We start from the raw sequence: 17,134 nt of genomic DNA on the forward strand, positions 1-17,134 counted from the left end.
TTAAAAACGGCTGCGCATATGAAAAAACGGTATACGCTATTTCAACGTATACCGCTACATTTAGATAAAAATAATTTTAATAAGTATAGCATACAATATATGGATTTGATGTACTTGCTTTTACTCATCTTTTACGTCCGTTGTTTCTTTCCGTACAAGCAGCATGGTAACTGCACAGAGGAATGTCAGACTGAGTGCTGCCACCGCAGGTAATCCGCCTTTTATATTATTCTTTAGGGCACCGTTAATTCCAGTGTTCACATTATCGGAGACGGGGGTAGTACCATTCAGGTAGTTGGATACGGTTTTTAAGGCATTACCCATTTCCTGGAGATAAAGGGTCGATTCGGATTTAAGGCTTTCTCTGCTACCCGTTCTAACATTTTTACTGGGGTTTGAAACAGAAGGAGCAACGGATTCTGTTTCAACATAGGCTTTGGGGGCTGTCGTCGGCACTGATTTTATTTCACTGCTACCGTGGTCCATATCACTCTGAGTAACAGTAGGGTTTCCGTCCTGATCAAGTGTAATGCGGATAGCATTGGAATCGCCGTTAATACTGCCGTTTTTGGCTTCAAGCTGGAAAACATAGCTGTGGCCGGCCTCCAGACCGGTCAGACTATATTGGTTTGAGGCGGCCGGGGTGATTTTTTCAGACGGCCAGGTCTGCCATGTACTGCTGTCGTCCTTTTCCACCCAAAGTGTTGGAGTGCCAAAGCTTTGGATTGGCTGGTGGAATCGGAGAAGCAAACTGTAGCTGCCAGTGTTTTCAGTCACAGGTGCATCGTAATAAATAAAAGGCTTTTTAGGATCAATGACGACAAGCTGCTGCGTTTGATTTTTTAGTAAAGAGGCAGCGCCGGCAGGAGTAAATGTATCAGGACAGAGCTCGTAGTCCAGCGGATAAATTCCGGCCTTTGTAATGTCTGCTGTGTCAGTATCCCAACAGACAGGCATTGACGGGGTGTAGCGGATATCGCCTGTCTTCTTGTCGGTAATTTCAAACATCATACTATCAGGCAGACCGCCCAGAGTGTTCAATTCTGTGTAGTGGTAGCCTGTGTTCGTGGGGGCCGCGGTGGTATCTGCAATAACAGCGTTTGAGGCCTCCGGAGAAACAGCGCTTGTATTTAGAAGCACTTCGCCTGCTTTAATAGCCGTGGCTCCAGTTCCTTCAGCAGTAATTTCACTGAAATAGGCATCAACAATGCCTTTTGTCTGAATAGAGGTGCTGCTGCTGCCAATGGTACTGACAAGGGTAGAGTTAAAGGACAAGTCAGCGGTGCTGACAGCGATGATACCAAAGGTGTTGGTCCCGATTGCCTCAATTTTTGAAGCCTCAGCTGACAGGCGGCTGTCTCCTGTAATTTTAATGGCTGTGCTGTTTTCAGCGGTAGCTGCCAGGGTGGTGTGATCGAGATGAAGGTCTGCATTGTTCTCCAGCATGATCAAAGTCCTCTGACCGGTAATGGTTATGTTTTTAAGGGACCAGCTGTTTTGGATGTACAGGGTATTTCCTCCAAGATCCAAGGTAATGTTGCTGTCGGGTTCAAAGCCACCAATACTGCTGTCTGTTCCTAAAATAATATCTTTTGTAATGCGGATAGTTCCTCCGGTTTCGTTAAGTGCACTGACTGCGGAAGTTAAGGTTTCGGCACTGTCGGCCGTATTTTCGGGTGTCTGGGCACATACCGGCATAACGGTAAGGAAGAGACACAATAATATCATTAATAAGGTTCTCTGGGTCTTCATAAGCCCTCCTTGAGCATTCGAATATTGTCAAATTGCCAATCGCACCTATTATACCACAAAATTGCCCGGGAGTGAACAGTTTATCAATGAAAAGCACCTTGTTTATTGTGAAATACATGAAAAAAGCATCCTTTCGGATGCCCTTTTCATATATTTATTTAGAGGAGTAGATAATGAACTTTATTGCTCGACGATAACGGCAATTCCGTTTGGAATAACTGTAAAGCTGGCGTTTTCACCTTTGATTTCTCTGGCCATTTTGACGGCTGTGTCAAGATCTGGCGCATAGGTCATTTTCATTTCAGTTACAATATCTTTCATTTCCGGCCGTGTAACATATAAAACCGTGTGTTTTGAGAGAATGCGTGCGAGAATCTGATATTCCCACTGGTCAGGCCTTGTCTGGTTCTGTGGAATCGTCATAATGTTTTCAAAAAGTGCTCTGGCGGATTCGCAGTCCCGCATGGCGTGGTAAAAGCCATCTCCGCCGGTACCATCCAGACATTCGGCGCAGAGAATAATAACACCATCGTCTCCGGCGGATGCTTCGGCAGCAGTCATGCTTTTAACGCACTGATACATGTTCTGATCGAGAGGCGCCCCGCCGTTGCCTGTGATGACGATGTCGGCCGGTACGGCCTTAACACGGCAGTATTGCTTTAAAAATTCGCATCCGGCCTCATGCGCGATGAAAGGATCGCCCGCAAAGGCCATGACAACACGTTTATCCTCATCGATAATCACATTGACAATGTACTGGAGACCAGCCTGTTCAGCGGCAGATTTCATATCGGTATGGATAGGGTTGTTTTCTAAAATACCGGTGCGCGCGTAAGGGCTTGCAATGAATTTGCTGCAGTGATTGCCTAAGACGGTCACGCGGTCAGAGACACCTGGCAGCACACTTTTTCGGCCGCCTGAAAAGCCGGCGAAAAAATGTGGCTCAATAAACCCCTCAGAGACAAGAAGGTCGGCCTCGGCCGCAAGGCGGTTGATGATCAAATCGGCGCCAGAGGGAAGTACCCCGATTTTAACATTTTCGTCGGCATTGGAAGAATCGTGTACAGCGATTTTTTCTTCATCGACAATTTTCTGCCCCAGCTTTGATACCAGCTCTTCTTTTGTGGTACCGCGGTGAAAGCCTGTGGCGACAAGCAGTGTGATATCGATATCCGGGTTTCCCGCGCGCATTTCCTCAAGCATAAATGGAATAATGTGCTTGCTTGGCACCGGGCGCGTATGGTCGCTGATAATGATGACTGCTGTTTTTTTATCTTTTGCCAGATCTTTTAGGGAAGTGCTGCCTAAGTGTTTTGCCATCGCAGACTTGACGATATCATCCTCGGTCTGGTCGCTCTGCAGATTACCGATATTGGAATTTAAGACGCCGGCGACCTGTTCATCAGGAAGCTCCAGGGTCAGTTCTGTGTTACCGTAGGGAATTCTTGAAATCATAATGATCCTCCAATTTAAATGATTTAGCACGATGCGAGTATAAATTCGGTCAAAAATATTGGTAAGTGGTCTTACCAGTTATGTTCTTATTGTAGTACGCTTTTTGGAGAAAGTCAAGGATAAAAAAACCGTTTTCAAAAATAATTTTAGAAATTGGTCGCTTGGAATGCAAAAACAGAATATTCCAGAATAAAAAAGCTCCGCGGCCGCGGAGCTTTCTGAGCATTATTATTGAAGTTCAGCATCATAGAAATGGTAACGGTAGATGCTGGTAACTTCGAAGTTTTTAACATTATCGCCTAACAGGTAGAACATGGTGTCATTATACAGCGGAATCGCACCATAATCTTTGTGTGTCAGGATTTCATCGGCCTTTTCATATAATTCCTGGCGTTTGCTTTCGTCTTTTGTCTGACGTGCCCGGTTGATGAGGTCGTTGAATTCTGGATTGTTGTATTTGTTGGATACCTGCTGGGTAGTTGTGGCAGACATACGCTGATAAATCATACCGTCTGGGTCAACGTAATCGGTATACCAGTTGCTGACGGACAGATTAACGGAACCGCTCTTGTTCATGTCGTTGTAGCCTGCGTGGTCAACCTGAGAAAGTTCAATGTTGATACCGGCTTTTTTGGCCTGATCCTGAATCGCGGTGGCCACCTTGATCAGTGTTTGATAATTGGTTGATCCGACGACAGGAATGGTAATGCCATCCGGATAGCCGGCTTCTGCCAGTAATTGTTTTGCTTTTTCCGGATTGTATTCATATTCAGGAAGGGAATCGTTGTATCCGAGCAGTCCCTTGGGAATAAAGCTCTTGGCTGGTGTGGCGGCGCCGGATAACAGTTCGTCGCACAGGGCTTTGCGGTCTACGGCGTAGGACAGGGCTTCCTTAACCTTGGGATCGGTATAGATTTCGTTGTTCGGGCTTAAGTAGACAAGGCCGATTGGATTAAAGCTGTGCATTTTGTCTTTGACAGCGTCATTGTTTGTCACAGTTTCGTATTGTCCGGTATCCAGCATGACGAAATCGCAGTTGCCTTTCTGGAATTCCATAACCTGAGTGTTCAGGTCATTTACGAACTTAAAGCTGATGCCATCAAGCTTGGTTTTATCGCCATGGTAATCGTCAAAACGTGCCATTTCGATGCCCTGGCCTGCTGTGTAGGAGGTCATTTTAAATGGGCCGGTTCCATACAGAACAGTACGTCCCCAGTCTCCACCGGCTTCTTCACAGGCTTTTTCCGGGAAGATTACAGCATATGGAGCAGATAAAGCTGCTTCAAAAGGTGCGTAGGGCTGCTGAAGAACGATATCGAAGTGTGTGTCATCTTTGATTTTAAAGCCTTCAAGTGAATTGGCTGCGCCGTCTTCAAGGGCTTTAAAGCCAACGACCTGGTCAAACAGTGAGCCCATGAGACCTTTTGTGATTAAGCGTTCATAGGAATACTTAACATCAGAAGACTTCAGGGTTTCGCCGTTATGGAATTTAACACCATCTTTAAGCTCAAAGCTGTAAGTCAGTCCATCTTCTGAAACGGTTGGCATCTGCTTAAGCAACTGTGGGTCCAGGGTGGTATCATTGTTCAGACCGATAAGTGTTTCACAGGCCTGGTCTGATACCATAATCAGGTATGCCTGAGTACCCATGTTGGTGTCGATGGGAACATTGGGGTCCTGCATGACAACTCGCAGGGTATTGCCGCTACTGCTGCTTGAAGCGCCTTTGTCGCCGCACCCCGCTACGGTTAAGACAAGCGCTAAAACCAACAGTAAAGCAGTCAGTTTTTTCATACTTTTCATATTCTCTCTCCTCTATAAAATATTGAAAACTGTTTACAGGAAGGTGAAAATGCTCAATTCACACCCTGTATGATAACGATTTTACCATAAAAACTGCTATTTGTCGAGAGAGTGAATCAGGGGATGCGCTTGTATATTTCGTTCATAGAGCGTATCCAGGAGATATCAATGGTGTCCAGAGCATCGTGGGTAATCCGAAAGCTCCAGTTGCCATCGGCACAGCCAGGACAGTTCATTTTTGTGTCGCCGCCAAAACCGCAGAGATCCTGAATGGGCAGAATGGTGAGGCTGGCGCAGCTTTGCCACAGGCAGCGGATGAAATGGTGGCAGGATGGGCTTTGGGGGCCTCCTTCCTGCCATTCGTTGCCGCTACAGGAATAGTTGATATATTTTAAAGCATAATCCCGTTTGTAAGGTGGAAGCTCCCACAAAAAACCGAGCAGGGTGTTGTTATCGTGAGTTCCTGTGTAGGCAATACTGTTTTCTACATAATTATGAGGCAGATGCTGGTTATTGCCTTCCTCAATAAAGCCAAACTGCAGTATACGCATACCGGGGAAGCCGGTTTCCTGGAGAAGATTAGTGACCCCCTCATCCATTACGCCCAAGTCTTCGGCGATGATGCGCGGCTCCTTAAAATCAAAAGCATTGAAGACGGCGTTGAAAAAATCCATGCCCGGACCTTCCAGCCATTTGCCGTTTCGTGCGGTTTTAGCAGTGCCGGCCACAGCCCAATAGGCAGAAAAGCCTCTGAAGTGGTCAATCCTAACCGCGTCGTAAATCTCAAGAGAACGGCCAATCCGGTCGATCCACCATTTATAGGCAGAGGTCTTCATGGCTGTCCAATTGTAGAGGGGATTACCCCACAGCTGCCCATCGCAGCAGAAATAATCCGGCGGCACCCCGGCAATATGATTTGGCTGGCTTTCCGGGTCAAGATCAAAGAGATCACGGTGTGCCCATACATCGGCGCTTTCCAGAGAGACGTAGATGGGCATGTCACCGATGATCTGGATACCGTTGTCGTTGGCGCAGCATTTTACAGCATTCCACTGTTTAGTAAATTCGTACTGCAGGAACTCGTGGAACAGGATTTCCTCGGCATAGGCTTCCCTGGCTTCCTTCAGTGCCTCGGTGTGGTGATCCCGAAGACCTATGTCTTCCCAAAGGTACCAGTCCTTCCCATGGAATTGGTTTTTTAAGGTCATGTAGAGGGCATAGTCTGGAAGCCAATGGCGCTGCTCGTCCTCAAAAATTTTAATGTCCGATCTTATCTGATCGTCAATGCGGCTGAAAGCCTTTCGAAAGAGAGTGGGCCGGGTTTCATCAAGCCATTCGTAGGCAGCACTGTAAGGGTCGCTGTATTCGCTGGATTTCACCTCGTCCTGAGTAAGGAGGCCTTCCTCAGCCAGTAGCTCAGGATCGATAAAAAAAGGGTTGCCCGCAAAGGCAGAAGGGCTTTTATAAGGCGAGTGGCACTGGTCTACGGGTCCAAGGGGCAGAGTCTGCCAGTAGGTAAAGCCCATTTTATTTAAAAGATTGATAAAAGAGCAGGCTTCTTTGCCAAAAGTTCCGATACCGTATTTACCGGGAAGTGATGAAATGTGCATTAAGATACCGCTTGATCGTTTAAAGCTCATGATAAATCCTCTCGTTATTTAAGTAATGTATATAAGTCTTTAATAGTTTATCATACAGGTCAACGCTTGTAAATGTTTGCATCTTTGGCGGTTTTATAGAAGGAAAGAATTTTTGGTTTAATATTATTACAAAAGTAAAAGTTATTTAAAAACCATACAAAAAGGCTTAAATACCTTGACAATGGCTTTATATCGTTATATACTGTATTCATAGACAAAGATAGTTTCTTTTGAAATGTTAATTATTTTTAAAAATGTAAAAATAATTATGTTTTTTAGAAATTATGTATTTATTATTCAGAAATTCAAGTAAAAAATGGAGGCTTAAAATGAAATTTTTCCTGGACACTGCTAATGTAGAAGATATTAAAAATGCAAATGACATGGGTGTTATCTGCGGTGTTACAACCAATCCTTCCTTAATCGCAAAAGAAGGCCGTGATTTTAATGAAGTTATCGCAGAGATTGCTTCAATTGTTGATGGACCGATCAGCGGCGAGGTGAAGGCAACCACTACCGATGCTGAGGGAATGATCGCAGAGGGCCGAGAAATTGCTAAAATTCATAAAAATATGGTTGTCAAAATTCCAATGACAGCAGAAGGCTTGAAGGCAACCAAAGTTTTATCTGCCGAAGGTATCAAGGTTAATGTCACACTGATCTTTACCGCAGCCCAAGCGTTGCTGGCCGCGAGAGCTGGCGCCGCTTATGTTTCACCATTCCTTGGCCGTCTGGATGATATCTCCACCCCTGGTGTAGAGCTGATTGAAACCATTGCGGAAATTTTTGAGGTCCAGGGGATTGAAACAGAAATTATTTCTGCCAGTGTCCGCAACCCGATCCATGTGATCGACTGTGCGAGAGCCGGTGCAGATATTGCGACAGTGCCGTTTGGCGTTATTATGCAGATGACCAAACATCCTCTAACCGATCAGGGAATTGAAAAATTCCAGGCAGACTATAAAGCTGTCTTCGGAGAACAATAAACTACGACCCCATTTTAAATTTTAATATTAAACCTCATAATAAGAAAAACCCAGCTGAACCTTCAGCTGGGTTTTTCTTATCACTACTCGCTGGAGCCGGAAGTGCCGGATTCCAAAATAGAAACAATGGAGTAAAGCGTAAAGCATACAGCGCCGAGGCCGACCATTACACGAGCCGGCACAAAAAAGGCAGAATTGAAAAGCTCTGCTTCAAACAGGAAGGCTGCGGTAAAAAGGCAGAAAAGCGTGGTCATTATCGGTATCAGTGGAATACGCTTGGCGAGGGAGAAGGTCTGACGCCAGACGGAGGCGAGGAGAATGACCTTGCTCGAGATGCTGTAGCAGATAAAGCCAAGGCCAACCAATACCCATCCCGGAGCGATCCACGCTGGTGTTTTTTGAACCAACAGTATGCCAATACCCAGAACAACGTTGATGGAGCCTAAAATTAAAACGAAAATCGTCCATTTCCAGCGCTCTTTGTCTGTAAAAGTGTTTTGTATCTGACGGATTACTGAGGCTACTAGTGCGATCAGGCTGGCACAGACAAGGGAAGTGCCAAAAAGGACGTGGCCGGCTACAAAATATTCCGAGCTCAGGCCTGCTGATATCAGTACGATGCTGCGGATCAGTCCCACAAGAGCGCAGAAAGCCGGAATGGCAATAAGGATTTTGGCTGTGTTTTCGCTGAAAGCGCCCTGCGGCTTGTCGCCGGGCTGTAGTTTATTGGAGTTGGCCGGGATAAAAAGGAAACGGGTAGATGAGGTGGCCACAGTGGTGACACAGCACGCGATCAGGCCAACGCCGAAGATAATGTTGCCGGAGACAAAGTAAGCGGTGTTGATGGTATGAAGATTCCAGTAATAGATGCCCATGCCAACAGTAAAGAGACTGACAGCATAGCCGAGAACAGGCAGAAACCATTTGAAAAAGCTACTGTACCGGTTGATGAGCTGACGGATAATGGTAGCGGCTGTACAATACAGCGCGATACAGATGGCAGTCAGTGAGATAAGCACGTGCCCGGCTACCAGATAGCCAGATCCCAGGGCGGTTCCGAGGGTAGTGACATAGATGCCGTAGCTAAAACAGATTGCCCCCATTAAAAGGGGGATGAGCCTGAAAAAGATACTCATAAAATAATTCATAATAAAAAACCTCCAAAGGATAAAGTTGAATGACGGTAATTTATATACCCTTTAGAGGAGCTGAGTATCTTTTTTTATAAAAACCTTAAAGTTCTAACAATGGTCAAAGAACTGGATAAGATCATCGACAAAATAGGCGATAAAAACAGGGTGGTAGGCCTCGATTTCCTGGAGGTTTTTAAAACCAAAACCATACTCAACGCCGATAAAATCCACACCACTTTGTCTGGCACCGATGGCGTCATATGCGCTGTCGCCAATGAGAACAGCGTTTTCCGGTTCGACACTGAGATCCTCAAGAACCAGGTTGATGATATCGGATTTTGTCAGGGACTCGGCCATGTCGATGCCCCTGATGGAGTCAAAGCAGTCCAGCATACCGGCGGCGGCCAGCGTTGCCTCGGTAATATCCTGGCGTTTGAGGGTGGCAACCCCCAGTTTATGGCCGGATTCCCTTAGCATTGCGAGTAAATCCGGCATGCCGTCATATGGGCGCGCTTCCTTTACGCCCTGCTCGCTCTGGTATTTGCGGTGGTGGACGACAGCTTTTTGGGCGGTATCGTCATCGATGTCGTAATGCTTTTTATAGGAAAAAAGAGTGGGCGGCCCTACATATTCTGGAAGGGTTGTGTCATCGACGGGGGTAAAATGCATTATTTTTTCAGTAGAACGGACAGCGTTGTAGATACCCTCGGAAGTATCGAGCAGAGTGCCGTCCAGATCGAAAATAATTGCAGTGTAATCTTTCATAAATGAACTCCTTATCTTATGGGATGCTTAATTATACCATAGTAAAAAGAACAGGCGCAATGATAATAAAAGACCGATACACCTGAGTGCAGCGGCCTGTGACGTTTTCAGATTTTAAAATTTAACCCTGTCGGGTATTGTTTAAATGGTTTGTATGTTATAATTGTTAAAGTCTACGGAATCATAGCTCTGCTTTAAAAGGGCCTTGGCTTCCCGGATAATCTCTTTTTCAGAGAGCGGCAGACGGATATCCCGGATTTCAATGATATCAAGCGGATCATCCTTGACTGTTTTGGTTAAGGTGTAGCCGCCGTATATTTTAGGAATGATCTTAACTTCGAAGCTGCCGTTTGACAAAATGGTGTTTTGACCATCAATTATAACTGTTTCAAACATAGGAACACATCCTTTCGTGTATAAGTAACTGCATTATTTATAGATAGATTATACCAAATGGAATGAAAAATAAAAGTATTTCTTGGCAAAAAGTAGAAAAATCTTAAAAAATTTCAGGAATAGACATGTACGATCGCAATAAACTAAAAGATATACCTCAAAACCCCGGCGTTTACCTGATGAAAAACGCTGCGGGAGATATAATATATGTCGGGAAGGCCATCAATCTGAGGAACCGGCTCCGGCAGTATTTTCAAAACTCCAAAAACCTGACGCCCAAGACGGTCACGCTGGTATCTCATATCTGCGATATAGAGACCATCGTGGTGGACAGTGAGCTGGAAGCTCTGATTCTGGAGTGTAACCTGATCAAGGAGCACCGGCCAAAATACAATATCCTGTTAAAGGATGATAAAAGCTATCCTTACGTCAAGGTTACGCTGGAGGACGAGTACCCCAAGGTCATTATGACCAGAGAACACAAAAAGGATGGCGGCAAGTATTTCGGCCCTTTTACCAGCAGCTTTGCGGTAAAGAAAACCATCGAGGCCATTGGAAAGCTGTACCCGCTGCGGCGCTGTAACCGTAAGGTGGCCTTTGGGGAAAAGAACGGACGTCCCTGTCTCAATTATTATATCGGCCAGTGCTGCGCCCCCTGTCAGGGGAATGTGCCAAAGGAAGAATATATGGCCTATATAAGCGATATCCTGTCCATCCTCAACGGAAAGGATAAGGAGCTGGTTTTAACTCTTGAGGAAAAAATGAGCGAGGCTGCCCAAAAAATGGATTACGAGCTGGCCGCTAAGTTGAGAGACCAGATTTACGGCATCCAGCATATTGTGGAAAAACAGAAAATTATCGTGAGCAACCAGCAGGATCAGGACATTATCGCCTTTGCAAAGGACGAGGATCTGGCCTGTGTTCAGGTTTTTAACGTCCGTGACGGAAAAATGCTGGGCAGGGACCATACCTTTCTCGAGGGGGTGGAGGAATCCACGCCAGAGGATATTATGACAACCTTTGTCAAGCAGTATTATTCCTCAAAACCTTTTATTCCCAGGGAAATTATTCTGGGCGCGCCGCTGCTTAAGGATGAAGAAAACACCATTGCCCAGTGGCTGGCGGAGCTGCGCGGTGCGAAGGTGGTTCTTACCCGGCCGCAGAAAGGCCAGAAGTCAAAGATGACGCGGATGGTAGAGGAAAACGCAGAGCTAACCCTCAAGCAGTATGAGCTTGAAAAACGCCAGAAGGAAGAAAAGAAAAAAAGCCGCCTGGACGCTTTCAAGGATCTGCTCAGAATGGACCATACACCAGAGAAAATCGAGGCTTATGACATCTCAAACATCAGCGGCACCGACAATGTAGGAGGGATGGTTGTTTTTCAAGGAGGCAAGCCGGACAAAAAAGCCTACCGCCGGTTTAAGATAAAATCAGTGGATGGGCAGAACGACTATGCCAGCATGCAGGAAATGATTTTCCGGCGTATCGAGCGGGGCATAAAGGAGCAGAATGAGGGGAAGGACCCTGAAAAAAGCAGCTTTCTGCCCTTCCCGGATGTGTTCTGTATTGACGGCGGAAAGACCCATGTCGACGCGGTTCGGAGCATTTTACAGATGTACCCTAACGTTCATATTGAGGTCTGCGGCATGGTAAAAGATGATCACCACAGGATTCGCGGGATTATCTATAAGGATGAGGAGTATCCTCTGAAAAAATCCACACCGCTGTGCACGTTTCTGAGCGATATCTCAGAGGAAGTCCACCGCTACGCTCTGGGCTACCATCAGACATTGCGAAAAAAAGGAATGCTGGAATCCCGTTTAGAAGAAATTCCGGGAATTGGAAAGAAGCGCCGTGAGTTGCTCATGCGGCATTACGGCAGCCTGAACAATCTGAAGAAAACAACATTGGAGGAGCTTAAAACCCTGCCGGGAATGAGCGACAAGACCGCTCAGGCAGTTTTCGACTATTTCAATGATGATGAGCATAAAACAAAATCTGAAGAAAAGAGAGAGAATAAATGAACGAAGAATCTTTAGGATGTATGAATCTTGCGGAATTTTGTAAGGACCTGAATCTTGAGGAGATTTACAGTCCGGTTGATGAGTTTGATCTTTACGACAGCGGTTTGAACCGCCCGGGACTTCAGCTTCATGGTTATTATGAATATTTTGACGCCAAGCGTATCCAGATTATCGGAAAGGTTGAGACCTCCTATCTGCTGAGCCTTGACCCCAAGCTGCGGGAAAAACGTATTGACGACTTTTTCTCCTATGATTTTCCGTGTGTGATTATCTGCTGGGATCTGCCAGAGGCAGAGATTTTTGAGGCAGCGGCTAAAAAACATGCACGTATTCTGCTGAGAAGCAAAGAAAAGACCTCCATTTTCTTTTACCATTTAATTGACTATATCGACCGTAAAACCGCGCCTATGATTAGTATGCACGGTGTACTGGTGGAGGTTCACGGCGTGGGCGTACTGATTACAGGCCCCAGCGGCATTGGCAAGAGTGAGACAGCCCTTGAGCTCGTCAAGCGGGGCAACACTCTGATTGCCGATGACGTGGTGGAGGTCAGCAATCATCAGGACCGTGTGCTGAGTGGTACAGCGCCTGAAATGCTGCGGTATTACATGGAAGTCCGGGGCATTGGTATTATTGATGTGAGAACCCTGTACGGCGCAAAGGCTGTTAAGCAGTCTGTAGAGGTGGATATGGTCATAAAACTTGAAAACTGGGATGAGACCTCTCCCTATGACCGGCTGGGGCTGGACGAGGAAATCCAGGATATTCTGGGAATCGAGGTGCCGCTGGTGACCATTCCGGTTTCCGGAGGCAGAAATCTGGCTGTGATTATTGAAACCGCTGCGATCAATAACCGTATGAAGGCACTGGGATTCCGATCGGCCCAGATTTTCTGCGACAAGGTCGCAAAGCATAATGAAGAGGTTGCGGAAGCGCGTAAAAGACAGGAAGAAAAAGAAAAACAGAAAGCGCTTAAGGAGGAACAGAAGTGAGAAATTACGTACTTGACGGACATACGCATACACTGGCCTGCGGACATGCCTACTGCACACTGATGGAATTGGTGGAAGCAGCGTCCAGAAGAGGTCTTGAGATGTTCTGCCTGACTGAGCACGGACCTGAAATGCCGGGCTCAGCCACAGCCATGTTTTTTGCGAACTATCGGATTATTCCGCCGGTTATCAACAATGTGAAGGTTCTTAAGGGGATGGAATCCAACATTATGGATAAGGATGGGACTATCGACGTGCCAGAAGCATTTGCGGACAGGCTGGAGATTGTTTCTGCCTCTCTCCATACCCCCTGTATCGAGCCGGGCTCAAAGGCAGATAATACTTCTGCAGTCCTGGGCGCCATCAACAACCGGCTGGTGGATTTTATCTGTCACTTGGGCAACCCGACCTATGAGCTTGACTATGAGGCTGTTTTACAGGAAGCTAAGCGGAAGGATACCCTCATTGAGATCAATAACGGGTCCTTTTTTATCAGACATGGCTCCAAAACGAACTGTGTCGCCATTGCCAAGCGTTGTAAAGAGCTGGATATTCCAGTTATTTTAGGAACAGATACGCATTTCTGCACCGATATCGGTTATTTTCCATATGCCGACAAGGCGCTGGATGAGGTGGGATTTCCCGATGAGCTGATCATTAATCTGGACACCAGACGTCTGACTGATTATCTGGAGGCCAAGGGGCGAAAGCTTTTTGCGGACCCGAGAAAAGAAGCTGAAGAATTGTTTTAACAAAATACTGTTTTTGTGTTACAATAATAAATTGAGAAAATAATGAAACCTGCCGCTGCCCGCAAAGCAGATACGCTGTATCTTAAAAATGCGGGCAGCGTTGACCGTTACAGTGGTAAAATTAAAATAATGCAGAGAGGAAAGCGATGAGTATAAAAATATTAACCGATTCTGCCTGCGATATGCCGGCGGAAGAGCTGGAAAAGTATGATATTGAGCTGATGCCTCTATACGTCATTGAAGGTGAAAAGACCTATCTAGATGGGATTGAGATCACGCCTGGGGTGCTCTACAGCAAAATGCGGCGCGGCGTTCATTACAAGACGTCCCAGATTCCCTATGCGGATTTTGTAAAGCGGTTCACCGAGCTGGCAGAGGCGTCGATGCCTTTCATGTATCTCAGCTTTTCGAGCGGTCTGTCTGGAACCTATCAGGCGGCAATGCTGGCGAAGCGGGATGTGCTGGAAAAATACCCCGACGCGGATATTGAGGTGCTCGACACCAAGGCTGTAACGGGCGGTCTTGGTCTGATTGTACGGGAGGTCGCTGAGGCGGCCCAGAATGGCGCCAGCATGGAAGAACTGGTAAAGCTGAGCGGCTATTATGCTGCCCATATCCGCCACGTGTTTACCGTAACGGACCTGGAGTACCTGTACCGGGGCGGACGCCTGAACAAGGGGACTGCTATTGTCGGAAATATGCTTAAGATCAGTCCTTTGCTGGATGTTGACGAAAATGGTGAGCTCAGACAGCTCGATAAGGCGCGCGGTGAGAAAAAAATACTGAAAAAAATGGTGGAATACATTGAGGAAAAGGGCGATAAGCTTAGCGAACAGACCATTTATATCACCCATGCGGACAATATGCCCCTGGTTGAAAGCTTTGTAAAGATTGCCAGCAAGCATTTTAAGACCGATAACTTTAAAATTATGCCGTTGGCCCCTATTATCGGGACCCATTCGGGACCGGGGACACTGGCGGTATTTTTCTTCGATGAAGTGAAATAAGCGTAATAGAGGAGAAACAGAAAAACAGAATGTTAGAAAAGTTAGATTTTTTATCAAGTAAATATCAGGAGCTCAATGAAAAAATAGCAGATCCCGATATTATTGCCGATCAGGCACAGTGGCAGAAGCTTATGAAGGAGCATGCCCATATCGAACCGATCATCAACCGTTATAACGAATATAAGAAGACCCTTGAGGGGATTGAGGAAAGCAAGGAAATGCTTTCTGACAAAAGCATTGACAAAGATTTTGAAGAAATGTGCAAGGCTGAGCTGGACGAGCTGACAGAGAGAAAAGCAGCCCTTGAAGATGAACTGAAGGTCCTGCTTCTGCCAAAGGACCCCAATGATGACAAAAATGTTATTGTCGAAATCCGTGCAGGCGCAGGAGGAAGTGAAGCTGCTCTTTTTGCCGGTGATCTTTTCAGAATGTTCACCCGCTATGCAGAACGCCAGGGCTGGAAATCGGAGATTATGAACTCTAATATTCCAGATATCGGCGGGATTAAGGAAATTACCTTCTCCATCGAAGGGCGGGGAGCTTACAGCCGTCTGAAATATGAAAGCGGGGTTCACCGCGTTCAGCGTATTCCAAGTACAGAATCCGGCGGCCGTATCCATACATCTACCGCGACGGTTGCAGTGCTGCCGGAAGCCGAGGATGTGGAAATTGATATCAATCCGAATGATCTGAGAATTGATGTTTACCGTTCCTCTGGAAATGGCGGCCAGTGCGTAAACACCACCGACTCCGCGGTTCGTATCACACACGAACCCACCGGAATGGTTGTAACCTGTCAGGATGAAAAATCCCAGCTGAAAAACAAAGAAAAGGCCATGAAAGTTCTGAAGGCCCGCCTTTTTGAAATTGAAATGCAGAAGCAGCAGAGCGAAATTGCTGAAAACCGTAAAAGCCAGGTGGGCACCGGTGACCGAAGTGAGCGTATCCGTACCTATAACTTCCCGCAGGGCCGTGTAACAGACCATCGTATTGGCATGACCGTTTATCAGCTTGAGGCTTTTCTGGACGGTGAAATTGACGAAATGGTCGACGCACTGATTACCAGTGATCAGGCGGAAAAGCTTAAGCAGCAAGGTGAGTAAAGACAGCGGAACACAGGCATCTCTTATGTGATGCCTTTTTTATTTTATAATAGCAGGAGGAAAAATGAAAACAGTAGTAGACCGATTTTTAAGATACGTTCAAGTGGACACAGAGTCTGTGCCGGAAGCTGACTGTTTCCCAAGCAGCGAAAAACAGAAAAATCTGGCGGCTATACTGGTTGAGGAACTTAAGGAAATGGGCGTGGAGGATGCACGCATGGACAGCTATGGTTATGTCTATGCAACCATTCCGCCAACAACGGATAAGGAGCTGCCTGTCATTGGACTGATCGCCCATATGGATACCTCCAGCGCAGTGAGCGGAAAGGATGTTAAACCCAGAATTGTCGAAAATTATGACGGAGGCGATATTTTACTGAACGAAGCGCAAAATATTGTTCTTAAGACAGAGGATTACCCGGAAATTTTGGATTACAAAGGCCAGGATATCATTGTGACAGATGGTACCACCCTTTTAGGCGCGGACGATAAAGCCGGCGTGTCTGAGATCATGACCCTGTGTGATTTCCTGATGAACAACCCTGTAACTCACGGAACCATAAAAATAGCCTTTACGCCAGACGAGGAGGTCGGACGGGGTGTTAACTATTTTGATGTGGAAGGCTTTGGTGCAGAATTTGCCTACACTGTGGACGGCGGTGAGCTGGGTGAGCTGGAATATGAGAACTTTAATGCAGCCAGTTTAAAATTAACCGTCAACGGCGTCAGCACTCATCCCGGAACGGCTAAAAACAAGATGAAAAATGCCCTTCTCATGGGAATGGAGTTCCAGAACATGCTGCCAGCATGTGAAACGCCTGAACACACAGAAGGCTACGAGGGTTTTTATCACCTGGACCAGTTTGAGGGAACAGTAGAAAAGGCGGAAATGACCTATATTATCCGTGACCACGACCGGGTGAAATTTGAAAAACGTAAGGAACGGGCAGTAAAAATCTGTGATTATCTTAATGAACTGTACGGTGTGGGAAGCTTTGAGTACCTTCTCTCAGATTCATACTATAATATGAAAGAAAAAATTGAGCCGCATATCCATCTTGTCCGCAATGTCGAAAAAGCCATGAAGGATGTTGGTATAGAGCCTAAGGTGACGGCGATAAGAGGCGGTACCGACGGTGCGCGACTGTCCTATATGGGGCTGCCGTGCCCGAATATCTGTACCGGCGGGCACAATTTTCATGGACGTTTTGAGTATATTCCGGTTCAGTCTATGGAAAAGGTTGTTGCGCTCTTAAAACGCCTGGTGGAAATTTACAGCTAAGCAGAAAGATATACGCAATCAATGTGAATATTGTAATCCGGAGG

The 17,134-nt window shown here is 46.3% G+C and carries 14 protein-coding genes; 7 read left to right on the plus strand and 7 right to left on the minus strand.

Going from position 1 to position 17,134, the window contains the following annotated elements; all coding sequences use genetic code 11:
- Nucleotides 1–120: 120 nt before the first annotated feature.
- The 4 genes from FYJ53_RS04030 to malQ all read right to left on the minus strand — a co-directional run bounded on the left by FYJ53_RS04030 (nucleotide 121) and on the right by malQ (nucleotide 6,650).
- Nucleotides 121–1,752 carry a fibronectin type III domain-containing protein gene (locus tag FYJ53_RS04030; protein WP_090413202.1) on the minus strand — a complete coding sequence of 544 codons (1,632 nt, stop codon included), beginning with the start codon at nucleotides 1,750–1,752 and terminating at the stop codon, nucleotides 121–123.
- A 180-nt stretch (nucleotides 1,753–1,932) separates the two neighbouring features.
- Nucleotides 1,933–3,207 carry a nickel-dependent lactate racemase gene (gene larA / locus FYJ53_RS04035; RefSeq protein WP_013381892.1) on the minus strand — a complete coding sequence of 425 codons (1,275 nt, stop codon included), beginning with the start codon at nucleotides 3,205–3,207 and terminating at the stop codon, nucleotides 1,933–1,935.
- A gap of 228 nt (nucleotides 3,208–3,435) precedes the next feature.
- On the minus strand, nucleotides 3,436–5,010 hold the full coding sequence (locus FYJ53_RS04040) for an ABC transporter substrate-binding protein (protein WP_090413204.1): 1,575 nt from the start codon (nucleotides 5,008–5,010) through the stop codon (nucleotides 3,436–3,438).
- Nucleotides 5,011–5,126: 116 nt separating this feature from the next.
- Nucleotides 5,127–6,650, minus strand: a complete 1,524-nt coding sequence (gene malQ / locus FYJ53_RS04045) for a 4-alpha-glucanotransferase (protein WP_090413206.1) — start codon at nucleotides 6,648–6,650, stop codon at nucleotides 5,127–5,129.
- Nucleotides 6,651–6,979: 329 nt separating this feature from the next.
- Here malQ and fsa point away from each other — a divergent pair, with 329 nt between their 5' ends.
- The gene (fsa, locus tag FYJ53_RS04050; protein ID WP_013381888.1) at nucleotides 6,980–7,636 is read left to right on the plus strand and encodes a fructose-6-phosphate aldolase; all 657 of its coding nucleotides are present in this window, start codon (nucleotides 6,980–6,982) and stop codon (nucleotides 7,634–7,636) included.
- An 83-nt stretch (nucleotides 7,637–7,719) separates the two neighbouring features.
- Here fsa and FYJ53_RS04055 read toward each other — a convergent pair whose 3' ends face one another.
- The 3 genes from FYJ53_RS04055 to FYJ53_RS04065 form a co-directional block, all read right to left on the minus strand.
- Nucleotides 7,720–8,784: a DUF2776 domain-containing protein gene (locus FYJ53_RS04055; protein ID WP_073381841.1), complete on the minus strand. Its 1,065-nt coding sequence runs from the start codon at nucleotides 8,782–8,784 to the stop codon at nucleotides 7,720–7,722.
- Between the two features lie 93 nt (nucleotides 8,785–8,877).
- Nucleotides 8,878–9,534, minus strand: a complete 657-nt coding sequence (locus FYJ53_RS04060) for an HAD hydrolase-like protein (RefSeq protein ID WP_090413207.1) — start codon at nucleotides 9,532–9,534, stop codon at nucleotides 8,878–8,880.
- A 141-nt stretch (nucleotides 9,535–9,675) separates the two neighbouring features.
- Entirely contained in the window at nucleotides 9,676–9,930 is a 255-nt protein-coding gene (locus FYJ53_RS04065; protein ID WP_013381885.1) for a hypothetical protein, read from the minus strand.
- Between the two features lie 125 nt (nucleotides 9,931–10,055).
- Here FYJ53_RS04065 and uvrC point away from each other — a divergent pair, with 125 nt between their 5' ends.
- The 6 genes from uvrC (at nucleotide 10,056) to pepT (ending at nucleotide 17,090) form a co-directional block, all read left to right on the plus strand.
- Nucleotides 10,056–11,954, plus strand: coding sequence for an excinuclease ABC subunit UvrC (gene uvrC / locus FYJ53_RS04070; protein ID WP_154557006.1), 1,899 nt, complete (start codon nucleotides 10,056–10,058; stop codon nucleotides 11,952–11,954).
- Nucleotides 11,951–12,946, plus strand: coding sequence for an HPr(Ser) kinase/phosphatase (hprK, locus tag FYJ53_RS04075; RefSeq protein WP_013381883.1), 996 nt, complete (start codon nucleotides 11,951–11,953; stop codon nucleotides 12,944–12,946). The genes uvrC and hprK overlap by 4 nt, the downstream gene beginning before the upstream one ends.
- Nucleotides 12,943–13,698, plus strand: a complete 756-nt coding sequence (locus FYJ53_RS04080; RefSeq protein ID WP_090413212.1) for a phosphatase — start codon at nucleotides 12,943–12,945, stop codon at nucleotides 13,696–13,698. The genes hprK and FYJ53_RS04080 overlap by 4 nt, the downstream gene beginning before the upstream one ends.
- Before the next feature lie 146 nt (nucleotides 13,699–13,844).
- Nucleotides 13,845–14,705 carry a DegV family protein gene (locus FYJ53_RS04085; RefSeq protein WP_013381880.1) on the plus strand — a complete coding sequence of 287 codons (861 nt, stop codon included), beginning with the start codon at nucleotides 13,845–13,847 and terminating at the stop codon, nucleotides 14,703–14,705.
- Between the two features lie 29 nt (nucleotides 14,706–14,734).
- Nucleotides 14,735–15,808, plus strand: coding sequence for a peptide chain release factor 1 (gene prfA, locus FYJ53_RS04090; RefSeq protein WP_013381879.1), 1,074 nt, complete (start codon nucleotides 14,735–14,737; stop codon nucleotides 15,806–15,808).
- 64 nt (nucleotides 15,809–15,872) lie between these two features.
- The gene (gene pepT / locus FYJ53_RS04095) at nucleotides 15,873–17,090 is read left to right on the plus strand and encodes a peptidase T (RefSeq protein ID WP_013381878.1); all 1,218 of its coding nucleotides are present in this window, start codon (nucleotides 15,873–15,875) and stop codon (nucleotides 17,088–17,090) included.
- Nucleotides 17,091–17,134 lie beyond the last annotated feature (44 nt).

Source organism: Eubacterium sp. BL-380-WT-2B (genome assembly GCF_009696115.1).
Lineage (GTDB): Bacteria > Bacillota > Clostridia > Eubacteriales > Eubacteriaceae > Eubacterium > Eubacterium callanderi.

Excerpts from the sequence above, each read along its gene's own strand:
- hprK (WP_013381883.1), top strand. The coding sequence starts at position 11,951 with ATGAACGAAGAATCTTTAGGATGTATGAATCTTGCGGAATTTTGTAAG.
- FYJ53_RS04040 (WP_090413204.1), bottom strand. The coding sequence starts at position 5,010 with ATGAAAAGTATGAAAAAACTGACTGCTTTACTGTTGGTTTTAGCGCTT.
- prfA (WP_013381879.1), top strand. The coding sequence starts at position 14,735 with ATGTTAGAAAAGTTAGATTTTTTATCAAGTAAATATCAGGAGCTCAAT.
- FYJ53_RS04085 (WP_013381880.1), top strand. The coding sequence starts at position 13,845 with ATGAGTATAAAAATATTAACCGATTCTGCCTGCGATATGCCGGCGGAA.
- FYJ53_RS04060 (WP_090413207.1), bottom strand. The coding sequence starts at position 9,534 with ATGAAAGATTACACTGCAATTATTTTCGATCTGGACGGCACTCTGCTC.
- larA (WP_013381892.1), bottom strand. The coding sequence starts at position 3,207 with ATGATTTCAAGAATTCCCTACGGTAACACAGAACTGACCCTGGAGCTT.
- malQ (WP_090413206.1), bottom strand. The coding sequence starts at position 6,650 with ATGAGCTTTAAACGATCAAGCGGTATCTTAATGCACATTTCATCACTT.
- uvrC (WP_154557006.1), top strand. The coding sequence starts at position 10,056 with ATGTACGATCGCAATAAACTAAAAGATATACCTCAAAACCCCGGCGTT.
- FYJ53_RS04065 (WP_013381885.1), bottom strand. The coding sequence starts at position 9,930 with ATGTTTGAAACAGTTATAATTGATGGTCAAAACACCATTTTGTCAAAC.
- FYJ53_RS04055 (WP_073381841.1), bottom strand. The coding sequence starts at position 8,784 with ATGAATTATTTTATGAGTATCTTTTTCAGGCTCATCCCCCTTTTAATG.
- FYJ53_RS04030 (WP_090413202.1), bottom strand. The coding sequence starts at position 1,752 with ATGAAGACCCAGAGAACCTTATTAATGATATTATTGTGTCTCTTCCTT.
- pepT (WP_013381878.1), top strand. The coding sequence starts at position 15,873 with ATGAAAACAGTAGTAGACCGATTTTTAAGATACGTTCAAGTGGACACA.
- fsa (WP_013381888.1), top strand. The coding sequence starts at position 6,980 with ATGAAATTTTTCCTGGACACTGCTAATGTAGAAGATATTAAAAATGCA.